This window comes from Pantoea sp. SGAir0175, assembly GCF_043547855.1.
Genome location: NZ_CP028081.1, coordinates 4,032,967 through 4,048,049, shown reverse-complemented (window position 1 = coordinate 4,048,049; position 15,083 = coordinate 4,032,967). Strand labels below are relative to the sequence as shown.

General features: G+C 53.8%; 16 protein-coding genes. 13 read left to right on the top strand and 3 right to left on the bottom strand.

Going from position 1 to position 15,083, the window contains the following annotated elements; genetic code table 11:
- Positions 1-11: 11 nt before the first annotated feature.
- The 3 genes from lpxP to C1N56_RS18895 all read right to left on the bottom strand — a co-directional run bounded on the left by lpxP (position 12) and on the right by C1N56_RS18895 (position 2,831).
- A complete protein-coding gene (lpxP, locus tag C1N56_RS18905; RefSeq protein WP_394516968.1) occupies positions 12-935 on the bottom strand; it encodes a kdo(2)-lipid IV(A) palmitoleoyltransferase in 924 nt (307 codons plus the stop codon).
- Between the two features lie 606 nt (positions 936-1,541).
- Entirely contained in the window at positions 1,542-2,405 is an 864-nt protein-coding gene (locus tag C1N56_RS18900; protein WP_394516967.1) for a YicC/YloC family endoribonuclease, read from the bottom strand.
- Positions 2,406-2,579: 174 nt separating this feature from the next.
- Entirely contained in the window at positions 2,580-2,831 is a 252-nt protein-coding gene (locus tag C1N56_RS18895) for a hypothetical protein (protein ID WP_349844101.1), read from the bottom strand.
- Between the two features lie 140 nt (positions 2,832-2,971).
- Between C1N56_RS18895 and C1N56_RS18890 the strand changes: the two genes are divergently transcribed.
- The 13 genes from C1N56_RS18890 (at position 2,972) to C1N56_RS18830 (ending at position 15,079) form a co-directional block, all read left to right on the top strand.
- Positions 2,972-3,496, top strand: coding sequence for a fimbrial protein (locus C1N56_RS18890; protein ID WP_021507095.1), 525 nt, complete (start codon positions 2,972-2,974; stop codon positions 3,494-3,496).
- A gap of 63 nt (positions 3,497-3,559) precedes the next feature.
- Entirely contained in the window at positions 3,560-4,096 is a 537-nt protein-coding gene (locus C1N56_RS18885; RefSeq protein WP_021507094.1) for a fimbrial protein, read from the top strand.
- Positions 4,097-4,125: 29 nt separating this feature from the next.
- A complete protein-coding gene (locus tag C1N56_RS18880) occupies positions 4,126-6,672 on the top strand; it encodes an outer membrane usher protein (protein ID WP_215480741.1) in 2,547 nt (848 codons plus the stop codon).
- A 14-nt stretch (positions 6,673-6,686) separates the two neighbouring features.
- Positions 6,687-7,436, top strand: a complete 750-nt coding sequence (locus C1N56_RS18875) for a fimbria/pilus periplasmic chaperone (RefSeq protein ID WP_104094259.1) — start codon at positions 6,687-6,689, stop codon at positions 7,434-7,436.
- Between the two features lie 3 nt (positions 7,437-7,439).
- A complete protein-coding gene (locus C1N56_RS18870; RefSeq protein ID WP_132466155.1) occupies positions 7,440-7,970 on the top strand; it encodes a fimbrial protein in 531 nt (176 codons plus the stop codon).
- Positions 7,963-8,469, top strand: a complete 507-nt coding sequence (locus C1N56_RS18865) for a fimbrial protein (RefSeq protein ID WP_394516966.1) — start codon at positions 7,963-7,965, stop codon at positions 8,467-8,469. The genes C1N56_RS18870 and C1N56_RS18865 overlap by 8 nt, the downstream gene beginning before the upstream one ends.
- A gap of 9 nt (positions 8,470-8,478) precedes the next feature.
- A complete protein-coding gene (locus tag C1N56_RS18860; protein ID WP_125311827.1) occupies positions 8,479-8,994 on the top strand; it encodes a fimbrial protein in 516 nt (171 codons plus the stop codon).
- 9 nt (positions 8,995-9,003) lie between these two features.
- Entirely contained in the window at positions 9,004-9,858 is an 855-nt protein-coding gene (locus tag C1N56_RS18855) for a winged helix-turn-helix domain-containing protein (RefSeq protein WP_394516965.1), read from the top strand.
- Entirely contained in the window at positions 9,825-10,334 is a 510-nt protein-coding gene (locus C1N56_RS18850) for a hypothetical protein (protein ID WP_132466143.1), read from the top strand. Before C1N56_RS18855 ends, C1N56_RS18850 begins: the two co-directional genes overlap by 34 nt.
- Before the next feature lie 60 nt (positions 10,335-10,394).
- Entirely contained in the window at positions 10,395-11,402 is a 1,008-nt protein-coding gene (locus C1N56_RS18845) for a fimbrial protein (protein WP_394516964.1), read from the top strand.
- A gap of 123 nt (positions 11,403-11,525) precedes the next feature.
- The gene (locus tag C1N56_RS18840; protein WP_394516963.1) at positions 11,526-12,554 is read left to right on the top strand and encodes a fimbrial protein; all 1,029 of its coding nucleotides are present in this window, start codon (positions 11,526-11,528) and stop codon (positions 12,552-12,554) included.
- A gap of 277 nt (positions 12,555-12,831) precedes the next feature.
- Complete coding sequence (locus C1N56_RS18835) at positions 12,832-14,667, top strand: PglL family O-oligosaccharyltransferase (RefSeq protein WP_104094256.1); 1,836 nt, start codon at positions 12,832-12,834, stop codon at positions 14,665-14,667.
- Between the two features lie 7 nt (positions 14,668-14,674).
- Positions 14,675-15,079 carry a DUF3574 domain-containing protein gene (locus C1N56_RS18830; RefSeq protein WP_136546208.1) on the top strand — a complete coding sequence of 135 codons (405 nt, stop codon included), beginning with the start codon at positions 14,675-14,677 and terminating at the stop codon, positions 15,077-15,079.
- The last annotated feature ends 4 nt before the right edge of the window (positions 15,080-15,083 follow it).

Genomic DNA, 15,083 nt, shown 5'->3' with positions numbered 1-15,083 from the left:
ACGAGCGCCGGTTAGACGTAAAGTGAAGCTTCGCCTGGCGGACGGGTTTTAAAGCGGCGATGCAGCCATAGATATTGCTCAGGCGCGCGCAGAATTTCTTTCTCAATCACCCGATTCATGTACGCCGCGGCGGCCGCTTCATCATCATGCGGGTAGTTTTCCAGCTGCGGCTGAATGATCAGCTGATAGCCGTCTTTGCGCGCATTACGAATCAGCACGATGGTCAGCATCGCCGGTTTCGCCAGCCGCGACAGCACAAAGGTGCCATTGGTGGTGGCCGCTTTCTCGACTGCGAACAGCGGAGCAAACACGCTGCCTTTCGGGCCGTAGTCCTGATCCGGCGCGAACCAGACGGCTTCGCCCTGTTTCAGCGCCTGAACCATGCCGCGCAGATCGCGTCGATCAATCATTGCTTTATTGGATCGCATGCGCCCTTTGGTCTGCGCCCACTCCATCGCCTGATTATTGTGCGGGCGATACATCGCCATCATCGGCTGGCACAGTCCGGTGATACGGCCACCCAGCTCCAGCGACATAAAGTGCACGCCAATTACCATTACGCCGCGCTGCTGGCTCTGCGCCAGCTGAAGATTGGCGATGCCGTGCACCTGAAACAGCTGTCGCACGCGCGCATCGGACCAGAACCAGGCGATGCCGGTTTCTGCCAGCGCCATGCCCAGCGACTCAAAATTGCCGGCAATCATCATCTCTTTCTCGTCTTCATTAATGTGCGGGAAGCAGAGTTCGATGTTACGCCGCGTGATGCGTTCGCGCCGCTTCAGGAAGTGGCGTGATAACCGGCCCGCTGTCGCACCCAGCCGGATCAACATTGGATAGGGGAGCTGCACCAGCAGCCAGAGCACTGCCAGCCCGAACCAGGTAAACCAGTAGCGGGGATGCAAAAGTTTGGAACAGAACTGCCCGGTTTTCTTCATAGCGCCTTCATGTCAGGAGTGAATGTAACGCGCGAAGAAGTCGGTCCATGGTTCCCGGTGCGGTACAACTGTAGTTATTACGACCGGCACTTTAGCAAATAGTGCCGTATAAGATATGTAAACTCTGCAATCTTCAGGATTCAGATGATTGATGGATCGTGCACTAACTGGCGTGAGAGTGAAATCGGATTGGGTTTAAACTGCTTAAAAACAATAGGTTGGTGGATTGGCTGACTAAATTTATATGTCATTTTCGGTCAGTAACAGACACAGTTGTTCATCATTCAGGCAATAATCCTTACATTGCGAAAATTAAATATTGGTCTACTGCATCGGCTGGCAGCTTCTGCAAGCCAGTTTCAGACACAGTAATGTCCTTTTTGCCCTAAAAAAAGCCATGATCAGACACTATTGTGTCTATGCGGAAGCGCTATAGCTCAACCAGGCTTACCCTATGGCTACGGTGTGCAGCAAAATCTCACCGCATACCTGCGGCAGGCCGTAAGAACCGTGCCATCCAGCCACCAGGCACTATATAAACCGGCGTAATGGCTGCGGTTAGCAAGGAAAGATAAAGCCCTGAGCAGGGCTTTACAGAGATAAGAGTTACTCGATGTTCTGAATCTGCTCGCGCATCTGTTCGATCAGCACCTTAAGCTCAATCGCTGAGGCGGTGATGTCCGCATTGATCGATTTCGATGCCAGCGTGTTCGACTCGCGGTTGAACTCCTGCATCATAAAGTCGAGGCGGCGGCCGACGGCTTCTTTCTTCTTCAGAATGTTGTAAGTCTCTTTTACGTGCGCATCGAGGCGATCCAGCTCTTCGGCTACATCAATACGCTGGGCCATCATCACCAGTTCCTGCTCAAGGCGATTATTCTCCAGCTGAACCTCAGCTTCTTCCAGCTTGCTCACCAGACGCTCGCGCTGCCATTTCAGCACTTCCGGCATCTGTGCACGCACTTTGCTGACCTGATCGGTCACGCCCTGCAGCCGCTGTTCGATCAGCGCTTTCAGCGCGTTGCCTTCACTTTCACGCGCAATGATGAAATCGTCCAGCGCACCATCCAGCGCCGCCAGCAGTTCCGCGTTGATGGCATCCAGATCCTGCTCCTGCGCGGTCATCACGCCCGGCCAGCGCAGAATATCCAGCGGGTTAATTGCGCCTTCATCACTCTGCATCTTCACCCAGTTCGCCGCCTGCACCAGCTGTTTAGCCAGCGACTCATTCAGCTGCAGCTCACCCTGGGCGCTGGCATCGGCGTCGAAGCGCAGGTTGCACTCGATTTTGCCGCGCGTCAGGCGGTTGCGGATGCGTTCGCGGATCACCGGCTCCAGACTGCGAAACTGCTCCGGCAGGCGGATATAGGTTTCGAGATAACGCTGGTTGACGGAACGCAGTTCCCAGGCGGCGCTGCCCCAGCTGCCTTTGGCTTCACGGCGGGCGTATGCGGTCATACTGCGGATCATAAGCTTCTACTCATTCAGGAAATGTTCTTCGAATTATAGCGAGGGTGCTCCCGGCATGATAGGTGTAAACGCACAGCAGGGTGCCAGGCCTTTGACAACCGCGTTTATTGTTATTTACCGATGTTTTCAGGCGATAAAAATATCAAGGTTGTGAATGCAGAGATAAATAACGTTTTAATCTGGCGAAAAAATAGCTACTGCGTGAATTGACCTGCGGTAATTATCGCCAGCTTGTGAACGGGCAGGGTTTTTCCCTTGATTAAAATCATTAAAACACTGATGCAAAGCTGTGAATTGTGTCAATTCATTGATTTTAATGCCTTTAATAACCGTTAAAACATAATGGATTTGTGAGTGTTGTTTTTGATCATATATAACGAAAATACCGTTGCGCAGGGCAAAATTGATCTCTATCGTTGGCACCACTTGAGGACGACAACCACAAAAATGATGTGGACGGCCATCAGGAAAAATATAAGTAATTAAATTTTTCTATACACAGCAAATTGAATAAGACCGACGCAGAACGCGCTCCTTGTTTTATTCACCTAAATGGAAATCAGCAAATGAACATGAACAAAATCGTTGTGGCTTTAGGTCTGTCTATGTCTCTGGTGGCGGGTTCTGCAATGGCAGCAGGTGAAGGTAACGGTACTGTGACGTTTAAAGGTGCGATTGTTGATGCGCCATGCTCCATCGAACCAGGTTCAGTCGATCAGACGGTTGAGCTGGGTCAGATTTCCAACCTGGCGCTGAAAGACGGTGGCCGTTCTACACCGCGTCCATTCCAGATCAAACTGGAAAACTGCGACACCGCAACCAAAAAAGAAGTGACCGTGACCTTTGCCGGTACTGGCTCTCAGGTTATCCCGGGCAAACTGGCTATCACCGGTACTGCATCAGGCGCGGCGATCGGCATCAACTTCGGCGATACCGAAATTGAACTGGGTACCGCAACACCAGCGCAAAAACTGATGGACGGCAACAACCAGCTCTCCTTCGCAGCCTTCCTGCAGGGTGGCGGCGCTTCTGAGACTATCGTCCCGGGCGAATTCCAGAGCGTGGCTGACTTCGCACTGAACTATCAGTAATGGTCAGAGACTGGCGGGCTTCCTTGCCCGCCACTCTATCTTTTCGCTTAAGGAACTGCGGCGATGAGTCGTTTTATGCCTGCGGCGATAGTTTCGGCATCGGTGCTTTTCATCAATGACTGCCGCGCCGAACAGTTGATCGACCGCGGCCGCGTTGCGTTACGCGGCGCCATTCATCAGGGTGCCTGCGCCATTAAGGTCGATGATGCTGAACAAACCATCGCGATGGGGGTGCTGCCGCTGGCGCGCCTGCAACGTGACGGTAAAGGGCCGGGTTTTCCCTTCTCTATCCAGCTGGTCAATTGTCCGGTGGAGTACAGCGCGTCGGGAGGCGTGGCACGCACCTTTTCTATCACCTTTGACCACGATGGCCCGCCGGGTCAGCAGCGTTTTGCTGTGTATGGCGATGCCAAAGGGGTAGAGCTGATGATTACGGATACGCAGGGCAACACCATTGCTCCCGGTGAGGCGCAGCCGATCGATCAGCATCTGACGCAGCAGCACGACCTGCGTTATCGGCTCACGCTGGTCAGCAACCAGCAGCAACTGCACAGCGGGAGTTACGCCGCCGCGATTCGTTTTCACATTAATTACAACTGATCTTTCACGGTTTACGGACACCGCTTGCCATGAAAAAGGCTTCATTAACTGCGCCAGCCTCATGTGCGCGCAGGCAGCGTATCAGGCTGACGCCGCTCAGCGTGGCGTTAATGTTAGCCCTTGGCTACAGTGCTCCGCTCTTCGCTGCCGGTGCGGTCTCATTCAACACCGATATCCTTGATCTCAACGATCGGCAAAACATCGATCTGTCGCAGTTTGCTCAGGCTGGCTACATCATGCCGGGCGAATACATGATGGAGCTGCGCGTCAACCAGACACAGATTCCGGAAATGCTGGTGCGCTACTATGCGCCCGAAAACGCGCCGAATGAAAGTCTGCCCTGCCTGACACCCGAAATGGTGGATAAACTGGCGCTGAAACCGGAAGTGCTGAAAAACGCGTCGTGGCTGCAGGACGGCCAGTGTCTGGCGGTGGATTCCATCTCCGGCATGCAGGTGCGCGGCAATCTGGGTGAATCTCGCCTCAACATCACCATTCCACAAGCATGGCTGGAGTACAGCGCCGCCAACTGGGAACCGCCGTCGCGCTGGGATAACGGCGTCCCGGGCCTGTTAATGGATTACAACCTGTTTGCCTCCACTACGCGTGCGCAATACGGCGCTAAAAGCCAGAGTGTAAGCGGCAACGGCACCGGTGGCGTTAACGCCGGTGCCTGGCGCCTGCGTGCGGACTGGCAGATGCAGCAAAATCGTGGCACGGGCAGCCATCGCCAGGAATTCACCTGGACACGCTTTTACGCCTATCGGCCGCTGCCTTCTCTCCAGGCGAAAGCCACGCTGGGCGAGAACTATCTCGATTCCGGCATGTTTGACAGCTTTCGCTATCTTGGTGCGGCGATCACCAGCGATGACAACATGCTGCCGCCCAACCTGCGTGGCTATGCGCCGGAAGTAACCGGTATCGCCAAAACCAACGCCAAAGTCACCATTAGCCAGCAGGGACGGGTGATTTATGAATCGCAGGTGGCTGCCGGTCCATTTCGTATTCAGGATCTCAATGATGCCGTCTCCGGCCAGCTTGACGTGCGCGTCGAGGAGCAGGACGGCAGCGTGCAGACCTTTAGCGTCGATACCGCCACCATCCCGTATCTGACCCGTCCGGGCCGCGTGCGTTACAAATTCGCCAGCGGCAAACCAGGCAGCGAAGAGCACAAAACGCAGGGCCCTACGTTTGCCACCGGCGAATTCTCCTGGGGGATCAGTAACGGCTGGTCGATGTACGGCGGCGGGCTGGCCGCAGGCAATTACAAAGCGTTATCGATGGGTCTGGGGCGCGATCTGCTGTTGCTGGGCGCCATTTCATTTGATGCCACCCAGTCACAGGCTGGCTTACCGCAGCAGGGCAACAAAAGCGGCGGCTCTTATCGCCTGAGCTATTCCAAACGCTTCGAGGAACTTGATGGTCAGGTGACGTTTGCCGGCTACCGCTTTTCGCAGCGCAACTTTATGAGTCTGCCGCAGTATCTCGACGCGCGTTATCGCAACCAGCAGGTTTCTAACAGCAAAGAGCTCTACACCATTACGCTCAACAAGCACTTTCGCAGCCTGAACCTGAGTAGTTACCTCAGCTACAGCCATCAGACCTATTGGGATCGTGCCCCGCTGGATCGCTGGAGCTTTTCCACTTCGCGCTACTTTGATGTCGGCCGGTTTAAGAATCTGAGTTTAAGTCTGTCGCTCAACCGGACGCAATATAACGGCAAAAACGATGACAGCGTTTACCTCAACTTCAGTATGCCGATTGGCGGTGACAGTAGCCTGAGCTACAGCCAGCAAACCAGCGGTAAGCAAACCACCCACTCGGCCAGTTTTTATGACCGGCTGGACAGTAACAACAGCTACAGCCTGAGCGCCGGTCTCAATAACGATCGCCGTCAGTCGTTCAGCGGGTTTTACAGTCATCAGGGCAGTCTGACCAGCATGACGGCCAGCGCCAGCGCGCAGCAGGGACAGTACCGCAGCGCCAGCCTGTCACTGCAGGGCGGTTTAACGCTCACGCCGCAGGGCGCGGCGCTGCACCGGCTGGGCATGCCCGGCAGCACGCGTCTGATGGTCGATACCGATGGCGTGTCCGGCGTACCGGTCAACGGTGGTGGCAGTAACACGTATACCAATTTCTTTGGCAAAGCGGTGATTTCGGATGTGAACAGCTACTACCGCAACACCGCCAGTATCGATGTCACCGGACTGGCCGACAACGTGGAAGCGTCGCGCCCGGTAACCCAGATCACCCTGACCGAAGGTGCCATCGGTTACCGGCGTTTTGGTGTGATTAAAGGTATCAAAGCCATGGCCGCCATCCGGCTGGAAGATGGTAGCTGGCCGCCCTTTGGTGCCAGCGTCCAGAGTAACGGACGCGAAGTGGGCATTCTGGATGATGACGGCCTGGTATGGCTGAGTGGCATTGAGGCCGGTGCCAGCATGGATGTGCGCTGGAACGGCGAAACCCAGTGTCAGCTGGCATTACCCGATCCTCTGCCGCAGCAGTTGCTCGACGAAGGACAGAACTTGTTATTACTTTGCACGCGCCGCGCCGCGCCTGCTTCTTCAACGTAAGGAAAGAGTTAATCATGCTGGTAAAAACGCTGAGTGGCGCCTTGCTGCTCTCCACGCTGACGCTATCGCTGCAGGCTCACGCGGCGATTGCGCTTGATCGCACCCGGGTCATTTTTAACGGTAACGAAAAAAACGTCTCACTGAATATCAGCAATGAAAACAAGCAGCTGCCTTATCTGGCGCAGGGCTGGATTGAAGACAGCAGCGGTAAAAAAATTACGTCACCGCTGGTGCTGCTGCCGCCGGTGCAGCGCGTCGAACCGGGCGAACGCAGCGTAGTGAAAGTGCAGGCGCTGCCCGCCATCAAGGCGCTGCCACAGGATCGTGAATCGGTGTTCTATTTCAGCATGCGTGAAATCCCGCCGCGCAGCGAGAAGAGCAACGTGCTGCAAATCGCGTTGCAGACGCGTATCAAGCTGTTCTATCGCCCGGAAGCGATCGTGGTGAGCAATCCGTCAGTGGTGACGCCATGGCAGGAAAAACTGACGCTGACGCGCAAGGGTGCACGCTACCAGCTGAATAATCCCACGCCTTACTTCATTACGCTGGTGGATGCACAGCCAGCGAAAGGCCAGTCGCTGAAGAAGAGCTTTGAACCGGTCATGGTCGCGCCAAAAACCAGTATCGATCTGGGCGTGAACGCAGCAGAACTGGGCAGCGCGCCGCTATTAACCTACATCAACGACTACGGCGGCCGTCCAACGCTGGCGCTGAAGTGTGCCGGCGACAGCTGCAGCGTCGTCAGTAACAAGGTGGAGCAGTAAGCGATGCGTGTGCTGTTGCTGGTGCTGACGCTGTTGAGCCTGACTTTGCAGGCAGCAACCAACGGCGTGGTGCATGTGTATGGCGCGCTGCAGGAGAGTCCATGCTGGCTTGACGTCGGTAACAATGATCAGGCGGCTGGCCTCGATACCACGCCGACCGCCGCGCTGCAACAGGTCGGCGAGCAGGTGATGAAGCAGGCGTTAACGCTGCATTTGCAGGACTGTCCGTACAGTATCCGCAATGTCGCCGATCCGCTATGGCTGCAACATGTGCCGTCCATCAGCATCGACTTTTTTGCCCCGCAAAGTCTGGCCGACCCGCAGCTGATTCGCGTACAGGGCTCTGACGGCGTGGGCCTGCAATTGTTTGATGAGAACCATCAGCCGCTGCCGCCCACCTTCCGCAATCTGCGCGTGCCGCTCAGCGCCGGCAGCAATGTGCTGAGCTGGCTGACGGTAGAGGAGCGCACCGCGCTGCCGCTGCAGCCGGGTGCCTGGTCAGCCAGCGGTCAGTTACAGGTGAACTATGACTAAGCATCGACTTGTTCCGTTGATGAAGTATTACAACAGGCTGCTGATCGGTAGCCTGCTGCTGTGCATCTGCTGGCCGCTGCATGCGGTGGAGCTGCGCCTGCACGGTACGCTGATTGAGAATCCGCCCTGCACGCTGAATGACAACCAGAGCCTGATGATTGAGTTTGGCGATGCGCTGAGCGTGAAAAAGATCGATGGCGTCAACTATCTGCAGCGTAAGGCGATACCGGTCAAGTGCACCGAGGATCCGGGTGCGGCATTGCAGGTGCGTCTGACCGGTACCGCTTCCGGTTTCGACAGCAGCGCGCTGCTCAGCAGTGTGAGTGCGCTGGGTATTCGCTTTTATCTGGCCAGCAAGCCGCTGGCGGTCAACAGCACGTTGCCGATTGTTTTCCCGGGCACACTCGATCTCGGCGCGGTGCCGGTACAGCAGCCGGGCGTGACGCTGGAGGGTGGGGAGTTCACCGCCAGCGCGGCGCTGCTGCTGGAATATCAGTAAGGAGAGGCGATGAGAGCGGGCGTAATGCTGGTACTGGGATGGCTGCTGGTGTCACCGGCACAGGCGATAGAGATGCAGCTGCACGGCACGCTGGTGGCGGAACCCTGTTCGCTGGAGCCGGATCAGCAGCAGCTGGAGCTCAACTTTGGCGATATCGTTGCGAAATCGCTGTATCAGAATCCGCGCACGCCGGCGCGTCCGCTGGTGATGCGTCTGAGCGGTTGTGATACCGAACTGGGTAAAGACGTCGAGCTGGTGTTCAACGGTATTGCCGATGCCGAGCAGCCCGATCTGCTGGCGCTGGCCGGTGATGCCGGTGCCAAAGGCGTGGCCATTGGCCTGAGTGATGCGGACGGAAAGCTGGTGCCCATTAACCGCGGCGTGATGCATTTTCCGCTGCAGCAGGGCGACAACCAGCTGCAGTTCAGTGCCTGGCTGCAGGCTTCGGCGAGCGCGATTGCCGAGCGCACCATTGAGCCTGGCAACGTATCGGCGATTGCTACTTTTTATCTGAACTATCCCTGAGTGCCTGTTATGTGGTTGATAAATCAACATATCACGTTTGACCCGGATCGGCGCCTGTTGCGCGATCGGCATGATAACGAGCTGCTGCTCAACCAGAGCAGCGCACGCTGCCTGGCGCTGTTTCTGCAAAAGCCGGGTGAGGTCATTAGCCACGAAACGCTGCTGGATGAGGGCTGGCGCAGCCAGGGGGTGCACGTGACGGAAAACTCGCTGCGCCAGATGCTATCGATGCTGCGCAAGCAGTTTCTGCAACTGCGGGTGGAAGGAGAAACCTTTGTCACCGTTCATCGTCAGGGCTACCGGCTGCATGAGTCGGTGCGGGTGGAAGCCTGTTTACCGCTGGCTGAAGCCGTAGAAGAAGCGCGCATTGCGTCGGAAGCACGTATTCAGCCGCTGGTGACCACCCATGTGCACACGGCGCCGCTGCCGGTGATGGTGCAGCCGCCAGCCACCGCCACCGTGGAGGAGCAAACGACCGCTGCGGCACCACGCAGCCGTTCCGGACTGGTGTTAATCGGCATGTTGATTAGCGCAGTGCTGTTACTGGTGCTGGCCTTACTCGGCATTAAGGTGCTGGAGATTCGCGACGTGGTCACCGTGACCTATGCACCCTATCGCCACGTGCAGGGCCGACAGTGGTATATCCAGGACGACTTCAGCGCCACCGAACGTGAAGAGATCGATCAAAACCTGCAGCTGGTGAGTGACAGCATGGCGCGCTTTATCCAGCTGGCCGAAGAGGAACGCCACATCTATATCAACCGCACCAAGCTGGCTGACCGTTACAGCTGGTTTATCTGTCAAAACCCTATCGAGCAGAAGGATGCGTTATGTCGGTCAGCCATATATTTCGTCGCCGAGTAACCTGGGTGTTGCAGGGGGGATTACTGATGCTGGCGCTGGTACTGGCGGCCATCCTGATTTATCAGCTGTCACGTCGCATTCCCCATTGTGAAGCGGATTCGATTCTGATTTCCAGAGAGGCGGGACAGCTGGTGGTGTCGCACGGGCAGTGGAAAGTGCAAAACAGTCTGTTTCAGGCCACCGGCAATTACAGCGGCATGATCAGTTATTACTCGCCACAACAACAACTGCAGCGCCGCGAACCGGTTGATGTCTCTTTTGAACTGCGCCACAGCTTCTCCGGCGCCGCGCTGCGCAGCGAAACCACTGCCATTTCCTACAATCTTGCCAATCGCGCCTCACCACAAAATATTGAACGCTATATCTCCGCCGGCCTGGCGCCCGGCCATGTCAATTACGGCTGGATTTATCGTCTGCAGAATGTGCGCTATGTGATTGGCAATAATGCGAATCCGTCGGTGATTTGCAGGAAATAACTTTAGGTAATTATTCTAAAAATGTCGGTCTTTGTTTTTATGTTTAATTAGAGTGAGTTTATGCAGATCAAATTTATCGGAGTTTTTTTATGTTTATTAAGTCTTCCTTCGTTTGCTGAGCCAGATAAAACCTGCTGGGAGAATCCACCTAATAAATTAGTTGCTGAAATTACAAACTTAACTATAACGGGAAACAAAAAAGGTGATAAAGGTATCGCTAAGTATGGGACTTCACCTAATTTTTACTCGTCAATATGTAATAATTTAAATGGCGTTGCTGCCAGGGAGTACTTTCTGAAAGGCGATTCAGTCTTGCCGCCTTCAGAAATTAACAGGGGTTATTATAAGTTGTCTGATGATCTGGATATAAAAATAAAATATCAGGATGGACGACAATATTACACCGTTCCATTTGAAAATTTAGGTCAGAAGGACGGTATCCCAATCCCACAGGGAAGTGAGGTTAGAATTTTTGGGATGGAGGCTGGCGGTAATGGTGAGGTTGAACTGATTTTAAGGAGGGATATTATTGGTGGGGCTATAATTATTCCATCGGAAATAATGGTGTCTAATCTTTTTAGAAAATTTGGCCTATATAACAACTATGGTGAATATGCCCACTCTCCTGTTATTGAAGTTTATACACGATCTCAGGTTATACCCGTGCCTGTTTTATGTAGTATAAATGGCGGGGCAATGACCAATATTGAATTTGGTAATATCGACGTGAATGAAATCCCAGCTGATACGTACATGTCGAAAAGTGGAAAAGAGGCATCTTTGTTTTTTCAATGTAATGAACCAATTAGTCAGGCTGTAAAAGTTAATATCATAGGGACGGCTTCATCCTTCAGGAGTGACTCTTTGATAAGTGATAATCCAGACGTTGCCTTTGCTATTTTTCATAAGGGAAAAGTAATTTCACCTCTAAGCGGATTTCCGTCTTCAATCAATAATGGTTATGGTAACGATGTTATCACCGTTTCTCCAGTAAAAAATCCAAATGCTAAAGAAATAAGGTTGGGTGATATTAACTCGTCAGCAACCCTAATTCTTACATTACCATAACTAAAAACCAACGAGATGGCGGCGTGAAGGATGATATTTTTAAAATGATTATATTATGGTTTTACTATTAATTTTTTTAGAGGTTAGCCGATGAGGTTATTTTTGTTGCGAAGGAAATATATATTGTTGGTTGCTAAGATTTTTTTTATGAACACCTTCTCTGGTCAGGCTCATGCTGGTCTTGATTATGCCTGCTGGACCGACCCTTTAGCAGTAATGGTATTGACATCAGGCCGTTTGGCTAGCCACAGCATATCTCCTGTAAAAGGAGTACACGGCAGGTTATTCTTTGACGAATCATTAGGGGGGTTTTCTGGCATATGTAATAATCCCGGTAAATATGAATGGTATAACTTACTTATTGAGGCTGATCTGGGTGCACATTTTATCCCTTCATCTACAAATATCGGTTATTATAAACTCACTGATGAGGTTGATGTGAAGGTGCAAGGCTATGCTCCAAGCTGGTATCCTTATCCAATGACTTTCGAGGACCGTAGATATAAAAGTCCTGGTCGTGGGACAATAAAGCCTGGGCTGGGAATGATTCATGATGTTTTTTCGGCTTCTTCATTTCTTTTAACTGATTTTATTATAACAAAAGATATTATCGGTGGAGCGATTTTTGTCCCGCCTGATGTAGAGATGGTGACCATTTATACGATTGGTTATATGAGCCCGCCTTATCCTCCGAGACCTGAAAAACCCTTGCTAAAAATCGTTATCGGACCTCACGGCATTATCATCCCGGTACCCATTGTCTGCGACATCAATAACGGTACGGATATTAACGTTGAATTTGACCGCATCGCCGTAAGCTCCGTTTCTGAATCAGTGTCCAATACCACCAACTTCAAAGATGTGCCGTTAGAAGTTAAATGCAGTTCCGCATTAAATCAGGAAGTCAATTTACGCTTAGTTGCCGGCACCACCGCGTTCTCCGACGAGCTGATAGCCACCAACTATCCTGATCTGGGCATTGCGGTTAAACATAAAGGACAATTGCTCAAACCGATGGGCACTTCTGCTGTCCGGTTAATCAACGGCATGGCGTCAGAAGTTATCACCGTGTTCCCGGTGAAAAAGAAAGGACAACCGCTGAGCGGCGGTGAATTCAACGCTTCAGCAACATTGCTGATCAGCCTGCCTTGATGATGCTTTAAACCGCGTTATTGATATTAATGTTAATTAATCTTTTTATGATGGTTAAAGTTAAACACTTATCAGAGGGAGATCGGCTTAACCTGCAGCGATACAGATTAACGGTGTTTGAAAATATTTTTCATCATCACAGCTGTGTGAATCACCATGATTCACGGGGGTTTTCACACCATTCACAGCTTTTTGGCCGTACATTTTCTGTAGCCAAAGTCTATCAACCATTATTCAACGAGACAGTTTTTGGCCTGTTTCGGCAATTGGGTTTGCTATGCTCTTTCTCTGTTTTATGTCGTGGTATCTGTCCGGACGAGACCCGCGCGTCACGCCGCCTTTGCTGATGCAGCAATTTCTGCAGCGGCGGCGTCGGGGACAGTGCGGTGAGAAAGTCGCTTCTTTCCCTTTCGCTTCGCTGGCCTGCCTTATCTGTTTTCTCCCCACGCTGATTTATCTGCCCAACAGTGGTGGCAATGGCTTTGATCTGCCGCTGAATTTGCTCACTGCAGGCTGCCTCGCGCTGCTGGCAGCCACGCTGCTGTTGAAGAACTGGCGCCAGCCGCGCGATTTAATTGATGACAACGTCATGACGCATGCGCTGTTGCTGATGCTGTTTTGCTTTGCGCTGGCGGTGATCCTGCAGGAGAACGATAACGGACTGCTGACCGGCGTTATCCGACTACTGGGGCTCAGTGCCATACTCATTCTGTGGCTGCTGCTGGGCCTGATGCCGCAGCTCTGGCAGCAGCGTCAGCAAATCATTGCCGGCATCGTATTGCTCAGCACCTTGCAGGCGCTGCTGGCGATTGCGCAAACCTGTTTTCCGGCCCAGCTGCAAACGCTGATGGAGTTTCGTTATCACGCCGGCCAGATTCGCCCTTACGGTATTTTTCAGCAGTTCAATTTGCTGGCCAGCTTTCTGGCGACCGGTCTGGCGGCTACGGTCTGGCTCTGTCTGCAATCTGACATCAGGCACCGTTTCTTACTACTGCCGGCAGTGCTGATCAACAGCCTGGCGCTGCTTCTGACGCAGTCGCGTACCGGTGCGTTTGGCTTTGCGCTGGCGCTGCTGGTGATGCTGCTGGTGTGCGATCGTCGCCAGCGCGCGGTAATCATCAGGATTGTCATGGTGATGGCGCTGGCCGTGCTGTGCGCCCTGCTGCTGCGCAATGAATTAGCGCCGGGCATGCGTGAATTTGCGGCGTCCGACCTGGCGCGCCAGCAGCTGCTGGAATACACGCTGCGGATGATCATGGAAAAACCGTTCAGCGGCTGGGGCTTTGGTCAGTTTGAGTATCATTTTTCGCGGATACGCATGGTGGACGCGATCCACCTGAAAGATTTCAACGCTACCCATCCCCATAACGAGTGGCTGTATAGCTGGGTGGAGGGCGGTGTTTTGCCGATGGTAGGCTTCACCGCCGTGTTGCTGGCATGGCTGACGCCGTTGTGGCGCTGGCGCAGTCAGCCGCAGCGCCTGATGCTATGGAGTCTGACGCTGCCCGTCATGCTGCACACCATGGTCGAATTTCCGCTCTATCAATCGCTGCCGCATCTGTGGCTGCTGATGCTGCTTACCCATCTGGCGTTACGTCAGCCCGAAGATCGATCAATGATTGAACCTGCGACGCCGGGGCTGCCGTCGCGCATGCTGCGCCTGAACATGGCCGGCGGCGCGATTGCGCTGATGCTGTTTTTCTTCAGCGGCCTGCAGACCAACGCGCTGCTCACCCAGGCGGAGCGCGGTCAGTTCCTCTCCTATCCTTCACGCGATCAGCTGTGGAATCCGTGGATTCAGGGCGAGCGCTATGAGTTTGGCGAAATGGTGCATTGCCTGATGCGCTACAACCAGACGCGGGATGAGCGCCTGCTGGCGCGCTTTGTGCAGCAGTCGTCGCTGTGGCTGGAGCGCCATAACGATCTCAACGTGTTCCGTAATGCGGTGATGATTGAGTGGCATCTGCGTCACTATCAGCGATCGCGCAGGCTGCTGCGTCAGGCGCTGACTCTCTATCCGACAGATGAAAGCCTGCTGCAGCTGAAAGCAAAAATGATGACGGAATGGTCATCGGCGGCCTATGCTGTGACAGATGAGACAGGCAACTTCTGAGGCTAAGATGTTGAATAAATGGATGGGGCCGCTGGGCTTCGCCATGATGTTAAGTGGATGTCAGACTTCTCCGCCCACCCCGCAGGTTATTCCGCCGCATACCGCGCCCGTGGCCGTGTGCGGGGCCGGCGAGATGATGATGCAAACCACGCTGTGGTTTGATCTGCCGTCCCCCGCTGGCGCAGCGGGCTGGTCGCAGTTTGCTGAACGCGACATCACGCCGCACTTTCCCTCGCCGCTGACGATTTACGATGCCCGCGGCCCGCAGGGCAATCGCAAGGTACTGGTATTGCTTCATCCGGCGGATCGGGCCAGCTCCGAAAGCATTAACGCGCTGCGCGACAAGTTTAAACATCGTTTTGCGACACAACCGGTGACGCGTATCGACTCGCTGGTGTGCGCGGCGCTGTAACACG

Bases quoted from the DNA above. Each gene is read 5' to 3' on its own strand.
- C1N56_RS18845 (WP_394516964.1), top strand. From the start codon at position 10,395: ATGCAGATCAAATTTATCGGAGTTTTTTTATGTTTATTAAGTCTTCCT.
- C1N56_RS18835 (WP_104094256.1), top strand. From the start codon at position 12,832: ATGCTCTTTCTCTGTTTTATGTCGTGGTATCTGTCCGGACGAGACCCG.
- C1N56_RS18875 (WP_104094259.1), top strand. From the start codon at position 6,687: ATGCTGGTAAAAACGCTGAGTGGCGCCTTGCTGCTCTCCACGCTGACG.
- C1N56_RS18890 (WP_021507095.1), top strand. From the start codon at position 2,972: ATGAACATGAACAAAATCGTTGTGGCTTTAGGTCTGTCTATGTCTCTG.
- lpxP (WP_394516968.1), bottom strand. From the start codon at position 935: ATGAAGAAAACCGGGCAGTTCTGTTCCAAACTTTTGCATCCCCGCTAC.
- C1N56_RS18855 (WP_394516965.1), top strand. From the start codon at position 9,004: ATGTGGTTGATAAATCAACATATCACGTTTGACCCGGATCGGCGCCTG.
- C1N56_RS18850 (WP_132466143.1), top strand. From the start codon at position 9,825: ATGTCGGTCAGCCATATATTTCGTCGCCGAGTAACCTGGGTGTTGCAG.
- C1N56_RS18900 (WP_394516967.1), bottom strand. From the start codon at position 2,405: ATGATCCGCAGTATGACCGCATACGCCCGCCGTGAAGCCAAAGGCAGC.
- C1N56_RS18860 (WP_125311827.1), top strand. From the start codon at position 8,479: ATGAGAGCGGGCGTAATGCTGGTACTGGGATGGCTGCTGGTGTCACCG.
- C1N56_RS18885 (WP_021507094.1), top strand. From the start codon at position 3,560: ATGAGTCGTTTTATGCCTGCGGCGATAGTTTCGGCATCGGTGCTTTTC.
- C1N56_RS18865 (WP_394516966.1), top strand. From the start codon at position 7,963: ATGACTAAGCATCGACTTGTTCCGTTGATGAAGTATTACAACAGGCTG.
- C1N56_RS18880 (WP_215480741.1), top strand. From the start codon at position 4,126: ATGAAAAAGGCTTCATTAACTGCGCCAGCCTCATGTGCGCGCAGGCAG.
- C1N56_RS18830 (WP_136546208.1), top strand. From the start codon at position 14,675: ATGTTGAATAAATGGATGGGGCCGCTGGGCTTCGCCATGATGTTAAGT.
- C1N56_RS18870 (WP_132466155.1), top strand. From the start codon at position 7,440: ATGCGTGTGCTGTTGCTGGTGCTGACGCTGTTGAGCCTGACTTTGCAG.